The 17,239-nt window shown below is 35.2% G+C and carries 16 protein-coding genes and 1 pseudogene; 6 read left to right on the forward strand and 11 right to left on the reverse strand.

From position 1 onward, the window contains the following. Positions 1 to 5: 5 nt before the first annotated feature. The 11 genes from EG346_RS24330 to EG346_RS24380 all read right to left on the reverse strand — a co-directional run bounded on the left by EG346_RS24330 (position 6) and on the right by EG346_RS24380 (position 10,103). Complete coding sequence (locus EG346_RS24330) at positions 6 to 731, reverse strand: hypothetical protein (RefSeq protein WP_228374833.1); 726 nt, start codon at positions 729 to 731, stop codon at positions 6 to 8. Next, positions 718 to 3,792 carry a TraG family conjugative transposon ATPase gene (locus tag EG346_RS24335; protein ID WP_040995599.1) on the reverse strand — a complete coding sequence of 1,025 codons (3,075 nt, stop codon included), beginning with the start codon at positions 3,790 to 3,792 and terminating at the stop codon, positions 718 to 720. Before EG346_RS24335 ends, EG346_RS24330 begins: the two co-directional genes overlap by 14 nt. Further along, positions 3,764 to 4,078, reverse strand: a complete 315-nt coding sequence (locus EG346_RS24340) for a DUF4133 domain-containing protein (protein ID WP_040995597.1) — start codon at positions 4,076 to 4,078, stop codon at positions 3,764 to 3,766. Before EG346_RS24340 ends, EG346_RS24335 begins: the two co-directional genes overlap by 29 nt. A 1-nt stretch (position 4,079) precedes the next feature. Then, positions 4,080 to 4,400 (reverse strand): DUF4134 domain-containing protein, encoded by a 321-nt coding sequence (locus tag EG346_RS24345; RefSeq protein WP_371462110.1) that lies wholly within the window; start codon positions 4,398 to 4,400, stop codon positions 4,080 to 4,082. A gap of 135 nt (positions 4,401 to 4,535) precedes the next feature. Next, positions 4,536 to 5,129, reverse strand: coding sequence for a hypothetical protein (locus tag EG346_RS24350; RefSeq protein WP_040995594.1), 594 nt, complete (start codon positions 5,127 to 5,129; stop codon positions 4,536 to 4,538). Positions 5,130 to 5,190: 61 nt separating this feature from the next. Next, positions 5,191 to 5,859 carry a ParA family protein gene (locus tag EG346_RS24355; protein WP_040995592.1) on the reverse strand — a complete coding sequence of 223 codons (669 nt, stop codon included), beginning with the start codon at positions 5,857 to 5,859 and terminating at the stop codon, positions 5,191 to 5,193. 48 nt (positions 5,860 to 5,907) lie between these two features. Continuing rightward, entirely contained in the window at positions 5,908 to 7,404 is a 1,497-nt protein-coding gene (locus EG346_RS24360; protein ID WP_034975946.1) for a relaxase/mobilization nuclease domain-containing protein, read from the reverse strand. After that, complete coding sequence (locus tag EG346_RS24365) at positions 7,401 to 7,763, reverse strand: hypothetical protein (RefSeq protein WP_034975947.1); 363 nt, start codon at positions 7,761 to 7,763, stop codon at positions 7,401 to 7,403. The genes EG346_RS24360 and EG346_RS24365 overlap by 4 nt, the downstream gene beginning before the upstream one ends. A 37-nt stretch (positions 7,764 to 7,800) precedes the next feature. After that, entirely contained in the window at positions 7,801 to 8,124 is a 324-nt protein-coding gene (locus tag EG346_RS24370) for a bacteriophage spanin2 family protein (protein ID WP_034975949.1), read from the reverse strand. Positions 8,125 to 8,133: 9 nt separating this feature from the next. Continuing rightward, positions 8,134 to 9,225 carry a phage tail-like protein gene (locus tag EG346_RS24375; protein ID WP_034975952.1) on the reverse strand — a complete coding sequence of 364 codons (1,092 nt, stop codon included), beginning with the start codon at positions 9,223 to 9,225 and terminating at the stop codon, positions 8,134 to 8,136. An 83-nt stretch (positions 9,226 to 9,308) separates the two neighbouring features. Next, the gene (locus EG346_RS24380; protein ID WP_034975954.1) at positions 9,309 to 10,103 is read right to left on the reverse strand and encodes a phage tail-like protein; all 795 of its coding nucleotides are present in this window, start codon (positions 10,101 to 10,103) and stop codon (positions 9,309 to 9,311) included. Positions 10,104 to 11,184: 1,081 nt separating this feature from the next. Here EG346_RS24380 and EG346_RS24385 point away from each other — a divergent pair. The 6 genes and pseudogenes from EG346_RS24385 to EG346_RS24410 all read left to right on the forward strand — a co-directional run bounded on the left by EG346_RS24385 (position 11,185) and on the right by EG346_RS24410 (position 17,121). Then, a complete protein-coding gene (locus EG346_RS24385; RefSeq protein WP_028122609.1) occupies positions 11,185 to 11,514 on the forward strand; it encodes an ArsR/SmtB family transcription factor in 330 nt (109 codons plus the stop codon). 59 nt (positions 11,515 to 11,573) lie between these two features. Beyond that, positions 11,574 to 12,038: a DUF6428 family protein gene (locus tag EG346_RS24390; protein WP_028122608.1), complete on the forward strand. Its 465-nt coding sequence runs from the start codon at positions 11,574 to 11,576 to the stop codon at positions 12,036 to 12,038. 19 nt (positions 12,039 to 12,057) lie between these two features. Beyond that, on the forward strand, positions 12,058 to 12,672 hold the full coding sequence (locus EG346_RS24395; RefSeq protein ID WP_028122607.1) for an arsenate-mycothiol transferase ArsC: 615 nt from the start codon (positions 12,058 to 12,060) through the stop codon (positions 12,670 to 12,672). Positions 12,673 to 12,675: 3 nt separating this feature from the next. After that, positions 12,676 to 13,718, forward strand: a pseudogene (gene arsB, locus EG346_RS24400) (ACR3 family arsenite efflux transporter). Positions 13,719 to 13,933: 215 nt separating this feature from the next. Beyond that, positions 13,934 to 14,497 carry a helix-turn-helix domain-containing protein gene (locus EG346_RS24405; RefSeq protein WP_028122606.1) on the forward strand — a complete coding sequence of 188 codons (564 nt, stop codon included), beginning with the start codon at positions 13,934 to 13,936 and terminating at the stop codon, positions 14,495 to 14,497. A gap of 83 nt (positions 14,498 to 14,580) precedes the next feature. Beyond that, on the forward strand, positions 14,581 to 17,121 hold the full coding sequence (locus EG346_RS24410) for a heavy metal translocating P-type ATPase (protein ID WP_028122605.1): 2,541 nt from the start codon (positions 14,581 to 14,583) through the stop codon (positions 17,119 to 17,121). The last annotated feature ends 118 nt before the right edge of the window (positions 17,122 to 17,239 follow it).

Raw genomic sequence — 17,239 nt, forward strand, 5'->3', positions numbered from 1 at the left:
ATTTTTTAAAAATTCCGTTTGTACCTGTTCATTATATTTTCAACAATAGCTTTGTCTGTATTGATGTAGCCTGCAAATGGATTAATGGAATTCCAGAATCCTAGTCGATTGGCTTTTTCCAGTCTTAATTTAATCGCCAAAAGCCAAAGCTTCAGATTTTTGACGTTCCCGGAAATATTATGCAAGATTTTATATCGATCTCCTGCAGTAGCCAGATTCAGCTCTCCGGATGCGAGAATATCAGATACATCTGTCACGATCTTTAGACTTTGCTCATAGGTCTTTTGTGAAGCTTTCACCCCAAAAATGGCATACTCAGGATGTTCTGATGCTAGTTGTACCACTTGTGAGGAATAACTATAACATTTATTGAGATCTGAGTAGATCTCCTGTGCCTGAATTCCGTTTTGTAATGTTCCTGAAACTTCTTTCAAGCCTTTCAGAATTTTATTCTGAATGTCATTGGCTGCCACCATCTGTGTTCCTACCCAGATCTGAGCATCTTTTAACTTTGAGGTCTCTTCGATTACTTCATTTTGTTTGGCTTTTAGATTTTCAGAATACAGAATCATTGCCGCCGTTACGGTAGGGTCGATGTAAGTGTTTTGAGCGAATCCAATTGTCCCCCATAGGGAGAAAATGAGTAGAAAAACCTTCAATCTAATGTGGTTCGCCAGAGATGAAACGTAACGAAATCCTCTTGGAAAATTTATAGCTTTAAAGGTTTTCATAAGCGTAATTTTGTTTACTGATTAATTCTGAAAAAGTGATTTGGCGGTCTTCTAATTCCTGTGAGATGACTTTGAAAACATTCTTCCCTTTGTGTTCTTTTTTCATTATTCTGTAGAAAGAATTGATTTTTTTATCTAATGGATTTTGATATAAGTTCACGAGTGACACTAAGTTTTCCAGACTGTCTCCGAAGACTTTGAGATCACCAACTATTCTGCGCAATGCTTCATCATAGTCGCCATATTGATGTACATAATATTCAACTGCCGATTTCTCCGGTTTTTCTGTGGTATAGGTTAAATATTGCTCCAGAGATACTTCATTCCCATAGACCTCTCCTTTCGAACCTCTCTTTAAATAGAATTCTTTGAATCGGCTTCGCCCGAATTTGTTGTTGAGATTGTTGATGGTGAAAATCTTGTTTTGCTCTACTTTATTAAGTGAAAGAAGCGAAGCTATCTTGTCGAAATTATCTTTGAACTTCGTCTGATCCAGCAATATAAAAGTGTCCGAATTATTGATGATGGAATCTTTAACCACCGCATTTCCAATAATATCATCCAGTTCCTGCGTTACCACCACCGCTTCTCCCCAAAATTTCCTCACCGTTTTGTACAAATAAAGGATGTATCCTCCCATCAGTTTACTCGCAATGGCCTTCCACGCTTCTTCGATGATGAGTGCTTTTCTACGGTCTTTTCTTAACCTCATTTTCTGAATAAAGGTGTCCATAATAATGAGCGTTACTATCGGAAACAGTTTGGGATTATCCTTCACATTATCAATTTCAAAAACAATAAAAGATTCGTCAAAAAGCGTATTATCGGCACTTTCATTTAAAGTCGTTCCATACCTTCCGCCTTTGTAAAAATCTTTCAGGACAAATAAATAGGTGCGCAGATTGAATTCCTTCTCTATAATATTGTGTTTTTTATTATTTAGGTAAATAGGAAGAAATTGATCACAATAATCATAAAACCCATTGAACGAAAGTTCTGTTACAACCAGCTTTTCTTCCAGTTCTTTTATTTTTCTGATAATGGCTTTTCTAAAGGATTCATTCCATTCTTCAGCTGATCTGGGTTGCCTGATGATGTCATTCGACTTGATTAAAATTAACTGTGTCTCATTGTATATTTTCCTTCTTTCTTCATCGTTCAGCGTGTCATACGCTTCATAGACTTTATAGAAATTTTCACTTTCATATTCAGGATTATTGATGTTCTTATCGGGATGATAGAATTTTAACAATTTTCTTCCCGCTTCTTTTATTTCATCGGAACTGGCATCGAAAGTAATTCCCAAAATGTCATAGTAAGTATGCTGTCCTTTGGCTTCATTCTCATATTCAGAAAAAAGATCATCTTCGTGAATGTTGTATTTACCTAGATAGAGAATGAGTTCTTCAGAAGTTTTATTTTCATACCACTGTGTTCCTGAGTTGAAATACTGATGGTAATACGACATCAACACATTATCTAAAATGGATTTTTGAGCGGATGACATTGCAGCATCGGGACCTTGCCAAATCAAGAAAATCAAGTTGGTTAAAAATTCGATTTTTTCGATATTAAATTCTTTTTTATCCATCAGAAAAGGATTCATTGTAATGGGCTTTTCTTCGGTATATTGAATGTATCTTCCTCCTTTATATTTACAAGTTCCTGAATAGGAATCTCCTGTATCAACAATCACTACATCATAATTGTAGGTCAAGTACTGCTCGATAATATTGTTCATTAAAAAACTTTTGCCTGAACCACTAGGTCCGAGAACGAACTTATTTCTGTTATTAATTCTTCCTGTTTTCATCGGTAAATCCGAAGGATCTACTTTTAGCGGAACGCCTTGTCTATCGGTAAATCTTAAATAGAAATTGGATTCTTCATTGACGGGGTAACTTTCTTTAAAAAAAAAACACAAGGCCGCTTCGCTTGTCGTCATAAAAAGATCATATTCCCTAAGTTCTGTTCCATTGCCCGGAATTGCCGACCGCCAAAGTTCTAACTGGTTGTAGGCATTTTTAGAAACAATGATTCCTTTTGTGAAAAGCTTATTTTCAATCATCGACTGAATGTTTTCCATTTTTTCCAGTGTCTGGGCTGAAAACAATATTGAAAAATGAGCATTGACCACCAATTGCCCATCAACAGCAATATTATGAAGCAGAGTCTGAATTTCATCTGCTATAATCGCATTGGAAGGAGAATTGTTAGCTGCTCCTTCGTGCTTTTTCTTCTTTTTATCAAGCTCCCTTTGCTGTTGCGCCTGAATTGGAATAGTAATAATCTGATTGTATACAATGGTCTCATAATCTTCCAGTTCATTGATAAAACTAAAATTATCAACTGCTGTTTCAGCAGCTGCACCGTTACCGCCGAGAACAGAATAAGGTTCAATTTCTGAGGGCAAATCAATGTTTTCTACATCCACGTAAGAAATATTTTTTACGAATCTGTTTCCGATCTGCAAAAATTCGTTGGTGCTTTTTATATTATCGAATGTTGGAGATTCGGTAAACTGCATCGACAGAACTCCCGAAATGTAGTATTCAAAATCTTTCTCAAATAAAAACTGAGGTTCGCAGTCATTCTGCTTCAAAAGCATCAATACTTTTTGGCATTTGTCCCGAAGTTCTTTATAGCTTTTATCGGAGAAATTGTATTGCTTTCTTTTCTTTTTCAGTTTATCATCGATGATATCTGTAAACAAAAGCACCGTTTCGATGGTTTTGAAAAGTCTGCCGTCAAAATGTTCCGAATATTTTTGTTGTAGAAATTGGTTGGATTGTTCAGCGGTGTATTTTTTTTTGGAAAAAATATCGAGCTTCTGAACGATTCTCCCCTCTCCAATGATCGATACCACCTGATTTAAAACCGTGTGAAAGTTGAGATAGCTATCCGGGTCCGCCGAGTACTGTTCTACGATGTTTTTTATCTTGATCCCGATAATAGGGTTTCCGTATTGTCCGAAAAGAACATCAAAATCCCAATTGAAATCCTTTCCATAATCATAACCTATAAAAGGAATGCTAAATGCCTGTTTTTTTGTTGTTGCCATTCTTTAAAAGTTTATTACTGCCTAACCTTTTTGGAAAAATTAAGATGTGATCGAAGTTTCTGGTTTTGTCATACAAACCATATTTATCCTGTCTTCTGAAGATGAGATAAACTCCGCCTGCGGTGACTGCAAGACCAAGTAAAGAGCCTAAGAGACCGAACTTTGAGAGTACCAATGCTGAAATGACCCCGCCACCGATAACACCGACTGCGTAAAAGATGTATTTCCCTTTGAGTCCGAAGAATACAAGGGGCTTTTTCAGCCCCTTATAAAGGTAGAATCCCATCCTATGCAAAGAATGCTGTTACAAATTCCGGAACGACAATCAGGAAGATCATTGCTCCTCCATAACCAAGGATCTCTTTGTTTACGTCCTGGTCACCATTCGTCCATTTATTATACACTCGGAGACCTCCGATAAAACCGACCAATCCTCCTACTGCTTTCAAGATCAGCTTGACCGGATCCCAATAATCAGTGATATCACTTGCTGCATTCGAGATTGCCGTTGCTCCACCTTGGGCAAATGCGGGAGTTATCGCCATAATTGCCAAGGCTAGGGTTAGAACTTTTTTTGTTGTCACGTTTTTTGTGAAAAAATTTTTCATCATAATTCAAAAAATTTATAAAGGGTTAATAATCAATTGAGTGTTAAATTTTGGGAATAGGAGTCCCGGACAACGGATGGGAATCCGCTGTTAAGTCTAATAATCAGTACGTTAGATTTTGTTTAAGTTGGCTAACTACATAATGGATTGATAAACTTTGTATCCGTCGTAGTTCGCAACCATTTGAACCAAGGTTTCAGAAAGATTAAGCATCGCCTTCCAATCTTTTATTCTGGAAGTTTCCTGGTCTGCACTAACCGTGATTGGGTTTTCGCTAATCACTTCGTTAGGTTTCTGATTTTCCTTTTCTGTTGATATTTTTTCCTTTTGGTCAAAATACGCTTCGCTTGATTCAGCATTTTCAGGATCAGGTTGGTTTTCAATTTCGGTAAAATCCTTTTTGGGTGCATTGTCCGGTTCATCCAGATCTTGTTCAGATTCAAATAGTCCCCTCAAATATTCCAGATCTTGTCTTTCTTCATTTCCTTCAGTGTAATCAGAATGGATTAGATTTTTATTAAAGGATTTGGGAGTGTTGAGATTTTCTACATCTTCAATCCCTATAGTTGCAGTAAGATCTTCGTACTGTTCGGAAATTTCGGATAAAGAAAATTCCTCCGTCTCTTCTTTGTAGGTTTCTTTTTCTTTCTTCAGAAACAGATCGTATACAATGTTACCTGCATAATACAACACGTAAACAGCCAGAATAGTAAGTGAAATTTTTATCATTTTTTATTGATTTAGTTGTCAGTCAATCGTTGTCGTTTGTTGGTATTGAATCTTTGATTTTTTACCTCTTTTTAATCACTTGTATTTTGATTTTTGAGGTTTCATTGATATATTTTATAAGTTCATCGAATGTATGTTCTACTGCATATTTTTGCTTGCCTATAAGGCTTCTGGTATTAATAGTTTGTAGGCAGTTTCTTTTAAATACCGGGCTTGGCAGCAGCATTCCATATTTTGCGAGCTCAATGTCCATTGCTTCCTGATTCAGATACTTGTAGCCTTTATCATATTTGGAACGGATAAATATTCTTTCGGCCTCACTTTCCAGTAGTCCCAGCATATTGATGAAGACCAAAGTCGATTTTACAGAAACATCGGAATACTCAAAAGGTGTTACGATAAAATCACTGTATATGAGCAAATCACTGTATTTTGCATCGAGCGTTCCGGCCAAATCAAAGAGATTGATCTCATCGCTTTCTTTTAAATTAATGAGAGTTTCAAAGTCTGAAAAAGGCTGCTCTTCTTCCTCGCCAATAATTTCTACATCGTACAATTTTGGAATGTCCAATAGCTCATCTTCTTTCCATTTGTGATAGAATGATTTCTGATAATCAAAATCGAAAACATTGAGTTTTCTTTCTGAAAGTGCGGTAATGTAATTGGCAAAAGCGATGGCTAATGTCGTTTTTCCGGTTCCTCCTTTTTGGGTAGCAAATGTGATGATCATAGGTTTTAGTTGATTTTTATTGGACTGAAGATGATTTTTCCATCAACTTTATCGTCTCTTTTTTCGTCTTTTTTTGAGTTCATTTTCGGCAGGGTCTTTTGCAGTTCCCGAACTTTTCATCAACTCAAAAAGCATTTCGTTGACGGCTTTGTTTAATTCTGTTTTTTCATTATTTTCAGTCCGGTTTTCTGTCTGCACTTCATTGACGCTTATGGGATTCAGAAATTTTTGATATTCCTTTTCTCCGATTAATGGTTGAAGTTCACCCACGTAATGAAATCTGGTATGAACAGCATACAGCTTTCCATCTTCGCCTTTTGTTATAGAAATATCTTTTTTTTCATCATTTGTGTTTTTGTTATTTCTAATAAAGTCCTTTACTTCAAACTGGACTTTTCGGTAGGTTTCCAAATCTTTCTTCCCTCGGTTTTCAAAAAGCATAAAGTCCTTGATTTCTGCTTCCGGATTATTCTTCTTAAAAAATTCAAGCAGGATCTTTTTTGTTTCCTGGCTGCGAATATTATAATCCTTCAGTATTTCAAAAGTCTTCTTATCCACCTTGTCAGAAGTAAATTCAAATACTTCATTCATTTTCATAATATCACTTCCTTTGTATACTTCTCCTGTTTTATGGTCGATCACGGTGTAGCCGAAAGGATTTTTATCTTCTTTATGATGAAAAACCATATCGATCCCGAAAACATCTTTCAGCTTTTTTTGGAGCTCGCTTTCAAAGGCAATCTTCATTTTTGAATCATTTCCTCCGTCAGTAGTCTTCTCTTTTGGAAGCACTGCTTCATTTTTTCTATTATCCACCACTTTAAAAACCTTATTGGAATACAATTCTTTGTATTTGCTTAATATGGCTTTCATCTGCTTAGCCCTTTTTTCATTTTTGCTGTTATCAAAAACAATCTGATCCCCTCTAATAGATTTTTGGTTTACTCCGTTTTTTAAAATGTTAAAAGAATTTTCATCACTTGTGTTTTTGCCTATCTTGTAACCATTTCTGCTGAGTAGAGTTTCCAACTGATCAAGCGAACTTATTTTGTAGTTCAGCAGCTTTTCCAGTTCTTCTTCCGGTTTCTGACCATATAATTTTTCCATTGTAACGCTTAATGCTTTTTGGGCTTTAAGCCTTTCATAACTGTCATTGATCTTTTTCCCTGTCTGTTTATCAACCCGGGTTGAAACAATGTGTACGTGATTATTATCTGTATCCTTATGAAAAACCACAATGAAAGGCTGTTCGCCATATTTCATTTCATCCATAAAATTCTCCGTTATCTTAGTAAGCTCTTCTTTCGAATGCCCTTGAAATTTTGTAGAGATCATCGCGTGAAATTGAGGCTTCAACACTTTTTTATTCCCGATTGAAATAGCTCTTAAATAGTTTCTTACTTCTTGCTTGCTGCTTGATTCGTTAATGAATGAAGGAAAATTTTTCATCAGCATTAATTCTCCAATGCCTTTATCAATTTTCTTATCGTTATAATGAACTCCTGGAAAACTCGGACCTGCCGGATCCATGATCTTAACAATCATCTTGATAGCTTTGCATAGATTTTTGTAAAGATTTCGTTCTGTTCTTTTTTCAGAATTATGATCTCTGATAACTTATCCGAAAAATTTCTGAGTTTATTTTCGCTGATAAATTTTTGACCATTTGCTATTTTTGCTACCTGATTGATATTATTTTCAATTTTTCCGAAGATGTTATCCTGTTTTTCAATGAACGCCAATACTTTTCGTCTCTCGTCATCCATCATTCTATTCTCTACGGAATTGATGATTAGACTAGTCAGGGAAATTTGTTTATTGGAACAGATTTTTTTCCAATCTTTCTTCTTTTCACTCTTAATTCTGAAAAAAATAACTTCATCTTTTTGCTCATCAATATTCATCTTTCAAATTCAAATTTGATTTTAAAAATGTTGTTTTCTATATTGGAACAAAGATGACCGCCGCAATTGCCATAATGCCTACAACGATAGAACTAACGACTTTTACTTTTTTCACTTCCCTGATTTGTTTTTTATCTATTGAAATCGTCTCTCCTTTTTTGGAAATACCATAAATATTGTTGCCATCAACTGATGTGATTTTTATTTTGTGGATTTTTGCAGTGAAATCCTGAACGTCATATTTGTGATTTAATGCTAAAGAATTATCTTTTAATGGTTTGCCAGGATTCGAAACAATAGACCTACAAGATGTTAGTGAAAGAGTGATCATCAGGCATAAAAATTTGAAAAAGTTTTTCATAGTTTATGATTAAGGTGTTACCCAACTTGTCAAACCGTTTACGCTTTTTAGAATATATGTTCCGGTAGCAGGCGGAGTTGGAACTATCTCTGTTGCAAAACCAAATGAACCATCTGTTTTGGCAACTACTTTTTTCGTATAGGATGAATCTCCGTCTGCATTGGGCATTTGGGAAGGTGTAACGCTGAGCTTGCCATTGATATTTAACCATCTTTCAGAAAAATCCCCCGAAATCAAAGCAAATTTGTAATCCGTATAATTGTTCGTGATACTATCCCAAAAGCTGGTTGAACTTGTTGTAACGCGGGTTGAATGTATAGCTAGTTTATTACTTACGCTTCTGTTTCCTGTGGCCGGGCTACCAGCGCCAATGCCGATGAAAATATTGTTAGACCCTGTTCGGTTTCCTGTTCCTGACAGATAGCCAATAGAGATGTTATCATTTCCTGAAGTAATGTAGGACATAGCTCCCGGACCAATTCCAATATTTCTACTACCGGAGATTACGCCGTTTGCGATGCCATTCAAAGCAGAAACTCCTGCAGCATAATTAAGTTTGCCTGTAACTTCTCCTTGAGACATTGCATAAGCACTAGCGGAATTTCCTTTTCCAGAGGTTATATTAGAGTCGGTTGCAAAAATAGAATTGTAGTCACCGGTGATTGGACTTCTGGAATTTCCCAGTATGTAATTTTCTTTCTCATCAAAATTAAGATGCAGACTGTTCTTGACAATAAGTTCAACCGTAGAAGTGTTGCCCTTGAGTGCAACTGTATTTAGTGGGTCTTCTTTTATAAATGACTTCCATAGATCACCGTCAAAATAATACAACCCGGACTTTGTGATATGAATAACCTGACCGGATAAATTAGTAGCTGGAGATGTTACAAACACGACAGCTCCTTTTTTTGCAGATGAATATGTTTTTGCTGCGAGTTGGTTACCTGTAATCCTTGGAGGAATAATCCCGTCATAATGATTGGTGTCATTTGGTTTCCCTACAACTTCTAAAGTAGCCTCGGGCGTCTGGGTGTTGATGCCAATCTGTCCCTGTATTGTTGTTGCTATGAAAGGCAGAAAAAAATAAATTAATGTTTTCATTTTATTTTTTATTAAAATTCATTTGGTCTTAAGAATCGTATTAACTGTGTATAATTTGTATTAATTGCTATAATTTTAGCGTCCTAGTGTAGATAGGGTCTGATCCAATTTGAGTAGCCCTGAACTTCTCCATAAGTATAATATGATGTTGATATTGCGCCTAAAGAAGCTTGAGGAATTTTTATGGTGAAATTTTCAAGCAAGGCAGGAATAAGCATTGTTGAATTCTCAGGATGTAAAAAAACAATCTGGTTAGGAATATACCCTATGTCACTAAAGATATCCGGAATATTTATAAGTGCGTCGGAAGTAATTGGTTCTGAATCAGTCGACCTGAATATTTGAAATTTTACATTGACGATACCATTAACTTTTCTGAATGATACGGATCCTTTTAAGCCTCCATAATTTTTGGTCCCAATGGTATAGTATTTAGAAGCGGTTAAATAATTATTTGTATTTCCATTATAATTAACCGGAGCGGACCATGTAGAAGTTGCACTAAGAGCCGCAGTACTGGTATGGTCAAACGTCAATAGAATTCTATATTCAGTGGGTTGCTTTTCTTTTGAAAATGTTTGCCACAAATTGCCATCAAAATAATATAATCCGGGTTCAGTTATTTGAATGACTTGTCCTGATAAATTGTTAGCCGGAGATGTTACAAAGACGACAGTTCCTTTTTTTGTAGATGAATATGTCTTTGCAGCGAGTTGATTTCCTGTAATTCGTGGAGGAATAATTCCGTCATAATGATTGACATCATTTGGTTTTCCTACCACTTCTAAAGTCGCCTCTGGAGTTTCGGTATTGATGCCGACCTGACCTTGGATTGATACTACTATTAATGCCAGTAGAAGATGACTCAATTTTTTCATTAGTATTTTGATTAAAAATTCTGTGACAAAATTGGGCGTTAAAACCTTCTAAAACAATAGTATTCAATGGGTTTGGGCTAAATAAGAATAATCTGGATTAGTTTGGAAACTTCCCAGGATTAAAAAAGAATGATTTGGATTAATTTGGATTCTTGTACCAAAATTTAATTAAAAACAAAAAAACAAGTTCCGCAGTTTTTTTCCCCTTTTTGAAAAAAAGGCAAGATCGTCTTTGGATATAAAACTTGAAAAGTTTGTATATACAAAGACACATCTTGCTCAAAAAAAGCCGCTTATTTTTCGGAGTTCTGAAAAACGATTAATAGTATTGATAATCAGCAGTTTTGATTCTTTTATTGTTTTTATTGGAAATGTGTGGAAGTGAAGTCTGAGCATACGAAAGTAAATAATAAATCCTTTCAAAGTGATAATTTATCTATCGTATTGTAGATCAAATCGTAAGGATTTTGACCTGTACTTATCTTAAGCAGGTGACCTGTATATGATTTACGCAGGTATGAACTCCAGCTGTATGTGTATTACGCAGGTTTGATGATCGGCATGATTCTATTTTATGATGATGATCTGTATCTTATTTACACAGGTATGAATTTAAAGCTGTATTTATTTTATGCAGGTTGATGACTAGTATAATCCTTTTTATACAGTTTGCAGGGAAAGCTACAGCAGAGTTCACAATACATTCCGTCAAATTAAAAAAGGGAAGAGAACCTGACATCCCCTCAAAGCTTTTTTGTTCGGAAAAACGTAGGACTTTAGACTTTGGAATTGCGTTTTGCAAAAAAGCGAAGTGGCTTTGAAAGGACATCCAACAAAACCAACCCTAAAAGCAACCGCCATCATTGCCCGGAAATCAACAACAGGATATCTTTACTGAATTACCGCCAGATAAAAATAAACATTGTAAATATTATTGAAAATGAAAAAGAGCGGATAAAAAAAATGATCCGAATTTGCAACATTTGGTGCAACAGGGGTAAACTTCACTAAATATTTTTTTAAACAATTTTGGTAGTTAAAATATTAATCGTAATATTGCGATGTATAATTTTTGATAAAAATGGGAGTTACAAAAACTGAAATATACACGGAACAGCAGAACCGTTTAGCAACTTCGCTAAAGGCATTGGCTCATCCTGCACGCATAGCTATCCTGCAATATATCATTAAACAAAATGCCTGTATTTGTAATGACTTGGTAGAGGAATTGGGATTGGCACAAGCTACCATTTCGCAGCATTTGAAAGAACTAAAAAACATTGGTATTATCAAAGGAAATATAGAGGGAACCAGTGTATGCTACTGCATTGATGAAAATGTCTGGCAGCAGATTAAGAAGGAACTCAATACTTTCTTTGTTGACGATATAGGTATTGATAAATGTTGCTAAGCATTTATTTTAACCAAATCAATCGTAATAATGCAATATAACAATTAAATAATGAAATTATGAAACTATCAAAAATCAAAGAAATCTTACCAACATTAGAGCATGTTGAATTTCAATTAGAGAACGGAACGTTTGTTCCCGAACATTTCCACGTTACCGAAGTTGGGCAAATCAATAAAATTTTTATTGATTGTGGTGGTGTAATCCGCAATGAAAAAGTTGTCAATTTCCAATTATGGAATGCTGACGATTACGAACATAGATTGAAGCCAACCAAACTATTAAATATCATCAAACTATCCGAAGAAAAATTAGGTATGGAAGATGCCGAAATTGAAGTAGAATATCAAATTGATACTATCGGGAAATATGATTTGGATTTCAACGGAAAAACATTCGTACTGAAAAGTAAAACAACAGCTTGTCTTGCTCAGGATGCTTGCGGTATTCCTGTCGAAAAGCAAAAAATAAAATTATCAGCGTTGAATAATGCTTCCTGCACACCTAATTCAGGATGTTGTTAAACCCTTTAAATCAATCAAAATGTATAAGAATTTAGTTGAAACAATAAACAATGTTACTACTTTTCAAAACATCAGTGAAGAACGCAAAAATATATTACGACCACTGATAGATTTTGTACAGCAAAAAGTAAACAATAGTCAGGAAATAAGTATCAACTTCATTTGTACCCACAATTCCCGAAGAAGCCATTTATCGCAGGTTTGGGCACAGGTAGCAGCAGCACACTATGTTATCCCAAAGGTACATTGTTATTCGGGTGGTACAGAAGAAACGGCATTATTCCCGAAAGTGGCAGAAACATTGACACATCAGGGATTAAGTATTTTCAAAATAGCAGATACCGACAATCCTGTATATGCCATAAAGTATAGTGATAATTCTTTGCCGATTGTTGGTTTCTCCAAAAAATATGATAGCCCTTTCAATCCTGTATCAGCGTTTGCAGCTATTATGACCTGTTCACAGGCAGACGGCGGATGCCCTTTTATTGCAGGAGCAGAAAAGAGAATACCTATCACATTTGAAGACCCTAAAATTTCAGACAATACACCGGAACAATCAAAGGTCTATGCTGATAGAAGTTTACAGATAGCAACGGAAATGTTCTATGTTTTTTCAATGATTAAAATGTAGCCGATGCAACCAAAACTAAAATTCTTAGACAGATACCTTACCTTATGGATATTCCTTGCAATGGCAGTAGGTATAGGATTGGGATATATTTTTCCCGGTATTTCAAAAATTACAAATGCGCTATCCGTAGGCACTACAAATATTCCGTTGGCAATAGGTTTAATATTGATGATGTATCCGCCATTAGCAAAGGTTGATTATTCATTATTGCCTATGGCGTTTAAGGATAAAAAAGTAATTGGTATATCCTTATTGCTGAATTGGGTTATCGGTACAGTGCTAATGTTCGGGTTAGCCGTTTTATTTTTAAGGAATGAACCCGATTATATGACAGGTTTGATACTGATAGGTTTGGCAAGATGTATCGCAATGGTAATCGTTTGGAGTGATTTAGCTAAAGCAAACAGAGAATATACAGCTATGTTAGTTGCATTAAACAGTATCTTCCAGATATTTACTTACAGTTTTTTAGTATGGTTATTCATCAACGTATTACCTGCAAAATTAGTATTAGCCAATTTCAATGTAAGCGTATCAATGAAAGATGTTACCGAAAGCGTATTGATATATTTAGGTATTCCTTTCTTGGCAGGTTTTTAAGCCGATACATCCTTGTAAAATCAAAAGGTATAGAATGGTATAACCGGAAATTTGTACCCAAAATATCGCCCATTACATTGTATGCTTTACTGTTTACTATAGTATTGATGTTCAGTCTGAAAGGCGATAAAATAGTAGAGTTGCCAATGGATGTAGTAAAAGTAGCAATACCGTTAATCATCTATTTTATACTTATGTTTTTCGTGAGCTTCTTTATCAATAAATCTCTTAAAGTTCCTTACGATAAAAACGCATCCATCGCATTTACAGCCACAGGAAACAATTTTGAATTGGCAATAGCCGTAGCAATATCGGTTTTCGGTATTCATTCGCCACAGGCATTTGTGGGCGTTATCGGCCCATTGGTGGAAGTTCCTGTACTGATATTATTGGTACGTGCAAGTTTGTGGCTAAAGAAGAAATATTATGACCAAAATGCTCATTGATGCTTTGAATAAAGAAATGATATAAAGAAAGTCAGCAAACTACTTGACCAGTTTTCCATTTGGCAGATATAAATTTAAGCAATATTAAAAATGAAGAATTGGACAACGCAGTGGATAAATACATCAATTGACAACTGTTCTACAATTACAAGAAAATATTAATTGTAATTTTATAGAGCTTATTTTAAGCTAATTTCAAATAAAGCACAAAATATATGACAACACTCTTTATAAAAAATATGGTTTGCAACCGTTGTATTATGGTAGTGCAGAATGAATTGGAGAAGCTTGGATTGACTGTGAAAAATATAAAGCTGGGAGAAGTTACCTTGGATAAAGAATTAGCTGAAAACGTTAAAACCAATTTAGTGCAAGCACTGACTGTATTAGGTTTTGAATTAATAGATGATAAAAAAAGCCGAATTATAGAAAAAATAAAAAATATTATTATTGACCTCGTTCATCATCAGGATGGCGAAACAAAATACAATTTGTCGGATGTTTTAAATAGCAAGATACACCACGACTATAATTATCTCTCTAATTTATTTTCAGAAATTGAAGGCACTACTATCGAAAAATATTTTATTGCCCAAAAAATAGAGAAGGTAAAAGAATTATTGGTATATGATGAACTATCTTTGAGTGAAATTGCTTTCCGTTTAAATTACTCAAGTGTAGCCTATTTAAGCAACCAATTCAAAAAGGTAACAGGACTTACCCCAAGTTATTTCAAGCGAATACGAGAGGATAAAAGAAAACCTTTGGATAAGGTCTAAGTAAATCTTACAAATCATTCCCAAAATTCCACAACGAAAAAATGGAAACAATACGGAACTTTGTATCATAAAACTCATACAAAATGGTACACAAATATCAAGTAACAGGTATGACCTGTGGAGGTTGCGAAGCAAAGGTGAAATCAGCTTTATTAAAGGTTGAAAATGTGACAAATGTTGAAGTTTCAAAAGATGAAAACTCAGCTACCCTGACAATGGATAAACACATTCCAACTACACAATTGCAAAAAGCATTAACCGTTGTTGGAAAATATACCATAGAAATGAGCAATAACAAAAGCCCACAACATACCACGACAAATGAACCAGTGGCAAAATCCTGCTGCTCTGCTCATTCTCACGATGATAAAAAAACAATCGAAGTGACTAGCAATATAAAAGGCAAATACTATTGTCCAATGCATTGTGAAGGCGATAAAACTTATGATAAAGCTGGCGATTGCCCTGTTTGTGGAATGCATTTGGTAAAAGAAGCAGAATTGAATGTAAAGAAAACGATGTACACCTGCCCAATGCATCCCGAAGTTATTCAAGATAGTCCGGGTTCATGTCCTATATGCGGAATGGATTTAGTACCCATGGAACCAAGCGATTCCGAAGAAAAAAAAACCTATCTGGATTTGCTTAAAAAAATGAAAATTGCAACCCTCTTTACGGTGCCAATTTTTATTATTGCCATGATGGAAATGGTACATAACAATCCGTTATTTCAAATAATGGACAGCAACATGTGGAACTGGGTGCAATTTCTGTTTTCAATTCCTGTTGTTTTCTATGCTGGTTGGATGTTTTTTGTACGAGCTTGGAAATCCATAATCACTTGGAATCTAAATATGTTTACCCTTATCGGAATAGGAACTGGAGTTGCATTTTTGTTTAGTATTGTAGGAATGCTGATTCCGAATATCTTTCCGGAAGAATTTAAAACCGAACACGGAACCATTCATCTTTATTTTGAAGCAGCAACAGTAATCATTACACTGGTCTTGTTGGGACAATTGTTAGAAGCAAGAGCACATAGCCAAACCAGTGGAGCTATAAAAGCGTTATTACAATTAGCACCAACCGAAGCTACTTTGATTGGTGAAGGGGGCGATAAAGTGATTTCCATTCATGATATTAAGAAAGGTGATTTATTACGCGTAAAACCAGGAGATAAAATTCCAGTTGACGGAAAAATAACCGATGGTGAAAGCAGTATTGATGAAGCAATGATTACAGGAGAACCAATTCCCGTTGACAAAAAGAAAGACGATAATGTAATTTCGGGAACAATCAACGGGAACAAATCATTTGTAATGATGGCCGAAAAAGTAGGTTCTGAAACATTACTTTCTCAAATTGTACAAATGGTTAACGATGCTTCTCGTTCAAGAGCACCCATTCAAAAATTAGCCGATAGTATTTCTAAATATTTTGTACCCATTGTAGTAATCATTTCAGTAATTACCTTTTTTGTTTGGGCACTATTTGGTCCAGAACCAGCGAAGGTTTATGGATTTATAAATGCCATTGCAGTTTTAATCATAGCTTGTCCTTGTGCTTTAGGTTTAGCCACGCCGATGTCTGTGATGGTGGGTGTGGGCAAAGGAGCACAATCTGGAGTATTAATTAAAAATGCCGAAGCCTTAGAAAATATGAATAAGGTGGATGTTTTAATAACAGATAAAACAGGAACGCTAACTGAGGGAAAACCTTCTGTAGAAAAAATTTACGCATCAACTAATAACGAGGATGATTTATTGCAAAATATAGCTTCCTTAAACCAATACAGTGAACATCCATTGGCACAAGCAGTAGTCAATTATGCCAAAACAAAATCTATTTCATTAATTGGAGTCAAAGATTTTGAAAATGTTACAGGAAAAGGAGTTACAGGAACGGTTACCAATAGAAAAGTAGCATTAGGCAATAAAAAACTAATGGAACAGGTTAAGGCAACTATTTCTGACGATTTAGAAACCAAAATTATTGCAGAACAAAAACTTGGTAAAACGGTTTCTTACATTGCTGTTGATGATGTTACAGTTGGTTTTGTTTCAATTACCGATGCGATAAAAACTTCGAGTGCAGCAGCGATAAAAGAACTAATGCTCCAAGGTGTAGAAGTAATTATGCTTACTGGCGACAATGTTAATACAGCCAAAGCAGTAGCGGATGAATTAGGTTTATCTTCCTATAAAGCAGGATGCTTACCCGAAGATAAACTCAACGAAATTAAACGTTTACAAGCAGAAGGGAAAATTGTAGCTATGGCTGGTGATGGTATAAATGATGCTCCGGCATTAGCACAAGCCAATATCGGAATAGCTATGGGAACTGGAACTGATGTAGCCATAGAAAGTGCCAAAATAACTTTAGTAAAAGGCGATTTATTAGGTATCGTTAAAGCAAAAAATTTGAGCCATGCTGTTATGAAAAACATCAAGCAAAATTTATTCTTTGCCTTTTTCTACAATGTGCTTGGTGTTCCAATTGCAGCAGGTATTTTATATCCGTTTTTCGGAATTTTATTATCTCCAATGATTGCAGCTTTAGCAATGTCTTTAAGTTCTGTATCGGTAATCGTAAATGCATTGCGATTACGCAGTTTTAAACTTTAAATGAATTATTCAATAAACAAAATGGAAAAGAATAATCAAGACTTACGATTCAAAACAAATATTAACTGTGGTGGATGTGTAGCATCTGTAAAACCTCATTTGGATAATACCATGGTAT

Source organism: Chryseobacterium carnipullorum (assembly GCF_003815695.1).
GTDB lineage: Bacteria > Bacteroidota > Bacteroidia > Flavobacteriales > Weeksellaceae > Chryseobacterium > Chryseobacterium carnipullorum.

Bases quoted from the DNA above. Each gene is read 5' to 3' on its own strand.
- EG346_RS24395 (WP_028122607.1), top strand. From the start codon at position 12,058: ATGTATAAGAATTTAGTTGAAACAATAAACAATGTTACTACTTTTCAA.
- EG346_RS24375 (WP_034975952.1), bottom strand. From the start codon at position 9,225: ATGAAAACATTAATTTATTTTTTTCTGCCTTTCATAGCAACAACAATA.
- EG346_RS24350 (WP_040995594.1), bottom strand. From the start codon at position 5,129: ATGATAAAAATTTCACTTACTATTCTGGCTGTTTACGTGTTGTATTAT.
- EG346_RS24410 (WP_028122605.1), top strand. From the start codon at position 14,581: ATGGTACACAAATATCAAGTAACAGGTATGACCTGTGGAGGTTGCGAA.
- EG346_RS24360 (WP_034975946.1), bottom strand. From the start codon at position 7,404: ATGATTGTTAAGATCATGGATCCGGCAGGTCCGAGTTTTCCAGGAGTT.
- EG346_RS24405 (WP_028122606.1), top strand. From the start codon at position 13,934: ATGACAACACTCTTTATAAAAAATATGGTTTGCAACCGTTGTATTATG.
- EG346_RS24370 (WP_034975949.1), bottom strand. From the start codon at position 8,124: ATGAAAAACTTTTTCAAATTTTTATGCCTGATGATCACTCTTTCACTA.
- EG346_RS24390 (WP_028122608.1), top strand. From the start codon at position 11,574: ATGAAACTATCAAAAATCAAAGAAATCTTACCAACATTAGAGCATGTT.
- EG346_RS24340 (WP_040995597.1), bottom strand. From the start codon at position 4,078: ATGGGATTCTACCTTTATAAGGGGCTGAAAAAGCCCCTTGTATTCTTC.
- EG346_RS24335 (WP_040995599.1), bottom strand. From the start codon at position 3,792: ATGGCAACAACAAAAAAACAGGCATTTAGCATTCCTTTTATAGGTTAT.
- EG346_RS24385 (WP_028122609.1), top strand. From the start codon at position 11,185: ATGGGAGTTACAAAAACTGAAATATACACGGAACAGCAGAACCGTTTA.
- EG346_RS24355 (WP_040995592.1), bottom strand. From the start codon at position 5,859: ATGATCATCACATTTGCTACCCAAAAAGGAGGAACCGGAAAAACGACA.
- EG346_RS24330 (WP_228374833.1), bottom strand. From the start codon at position 731: ATGAAAACCTTTAAAGCTATAAATTTTCCAAGAGGATTTCGTTACGTT.
- EG346_RS24365 (WP_034975947.1), bottom strand. From the start codon at position 7,763: ATGAATATTGATGAGCAAAAAGATGAAGTTATTTTTTTCAGAATTAAG.
- EG346_RS24380 (WP_034975954.1), bottom strand. From the start codon at position 10,103: ATGAAAAAATTGAGTCATCTTCTACTGGCATTAATAGTAGTATCAATC.
- EG346_RS24345 (WP_371462110.1), bottom strand. From the start codon at position 4,400: ATGAAAAATTTTTTCACAAAAAACGTGACAACAAAAAAAGTTCTAACC.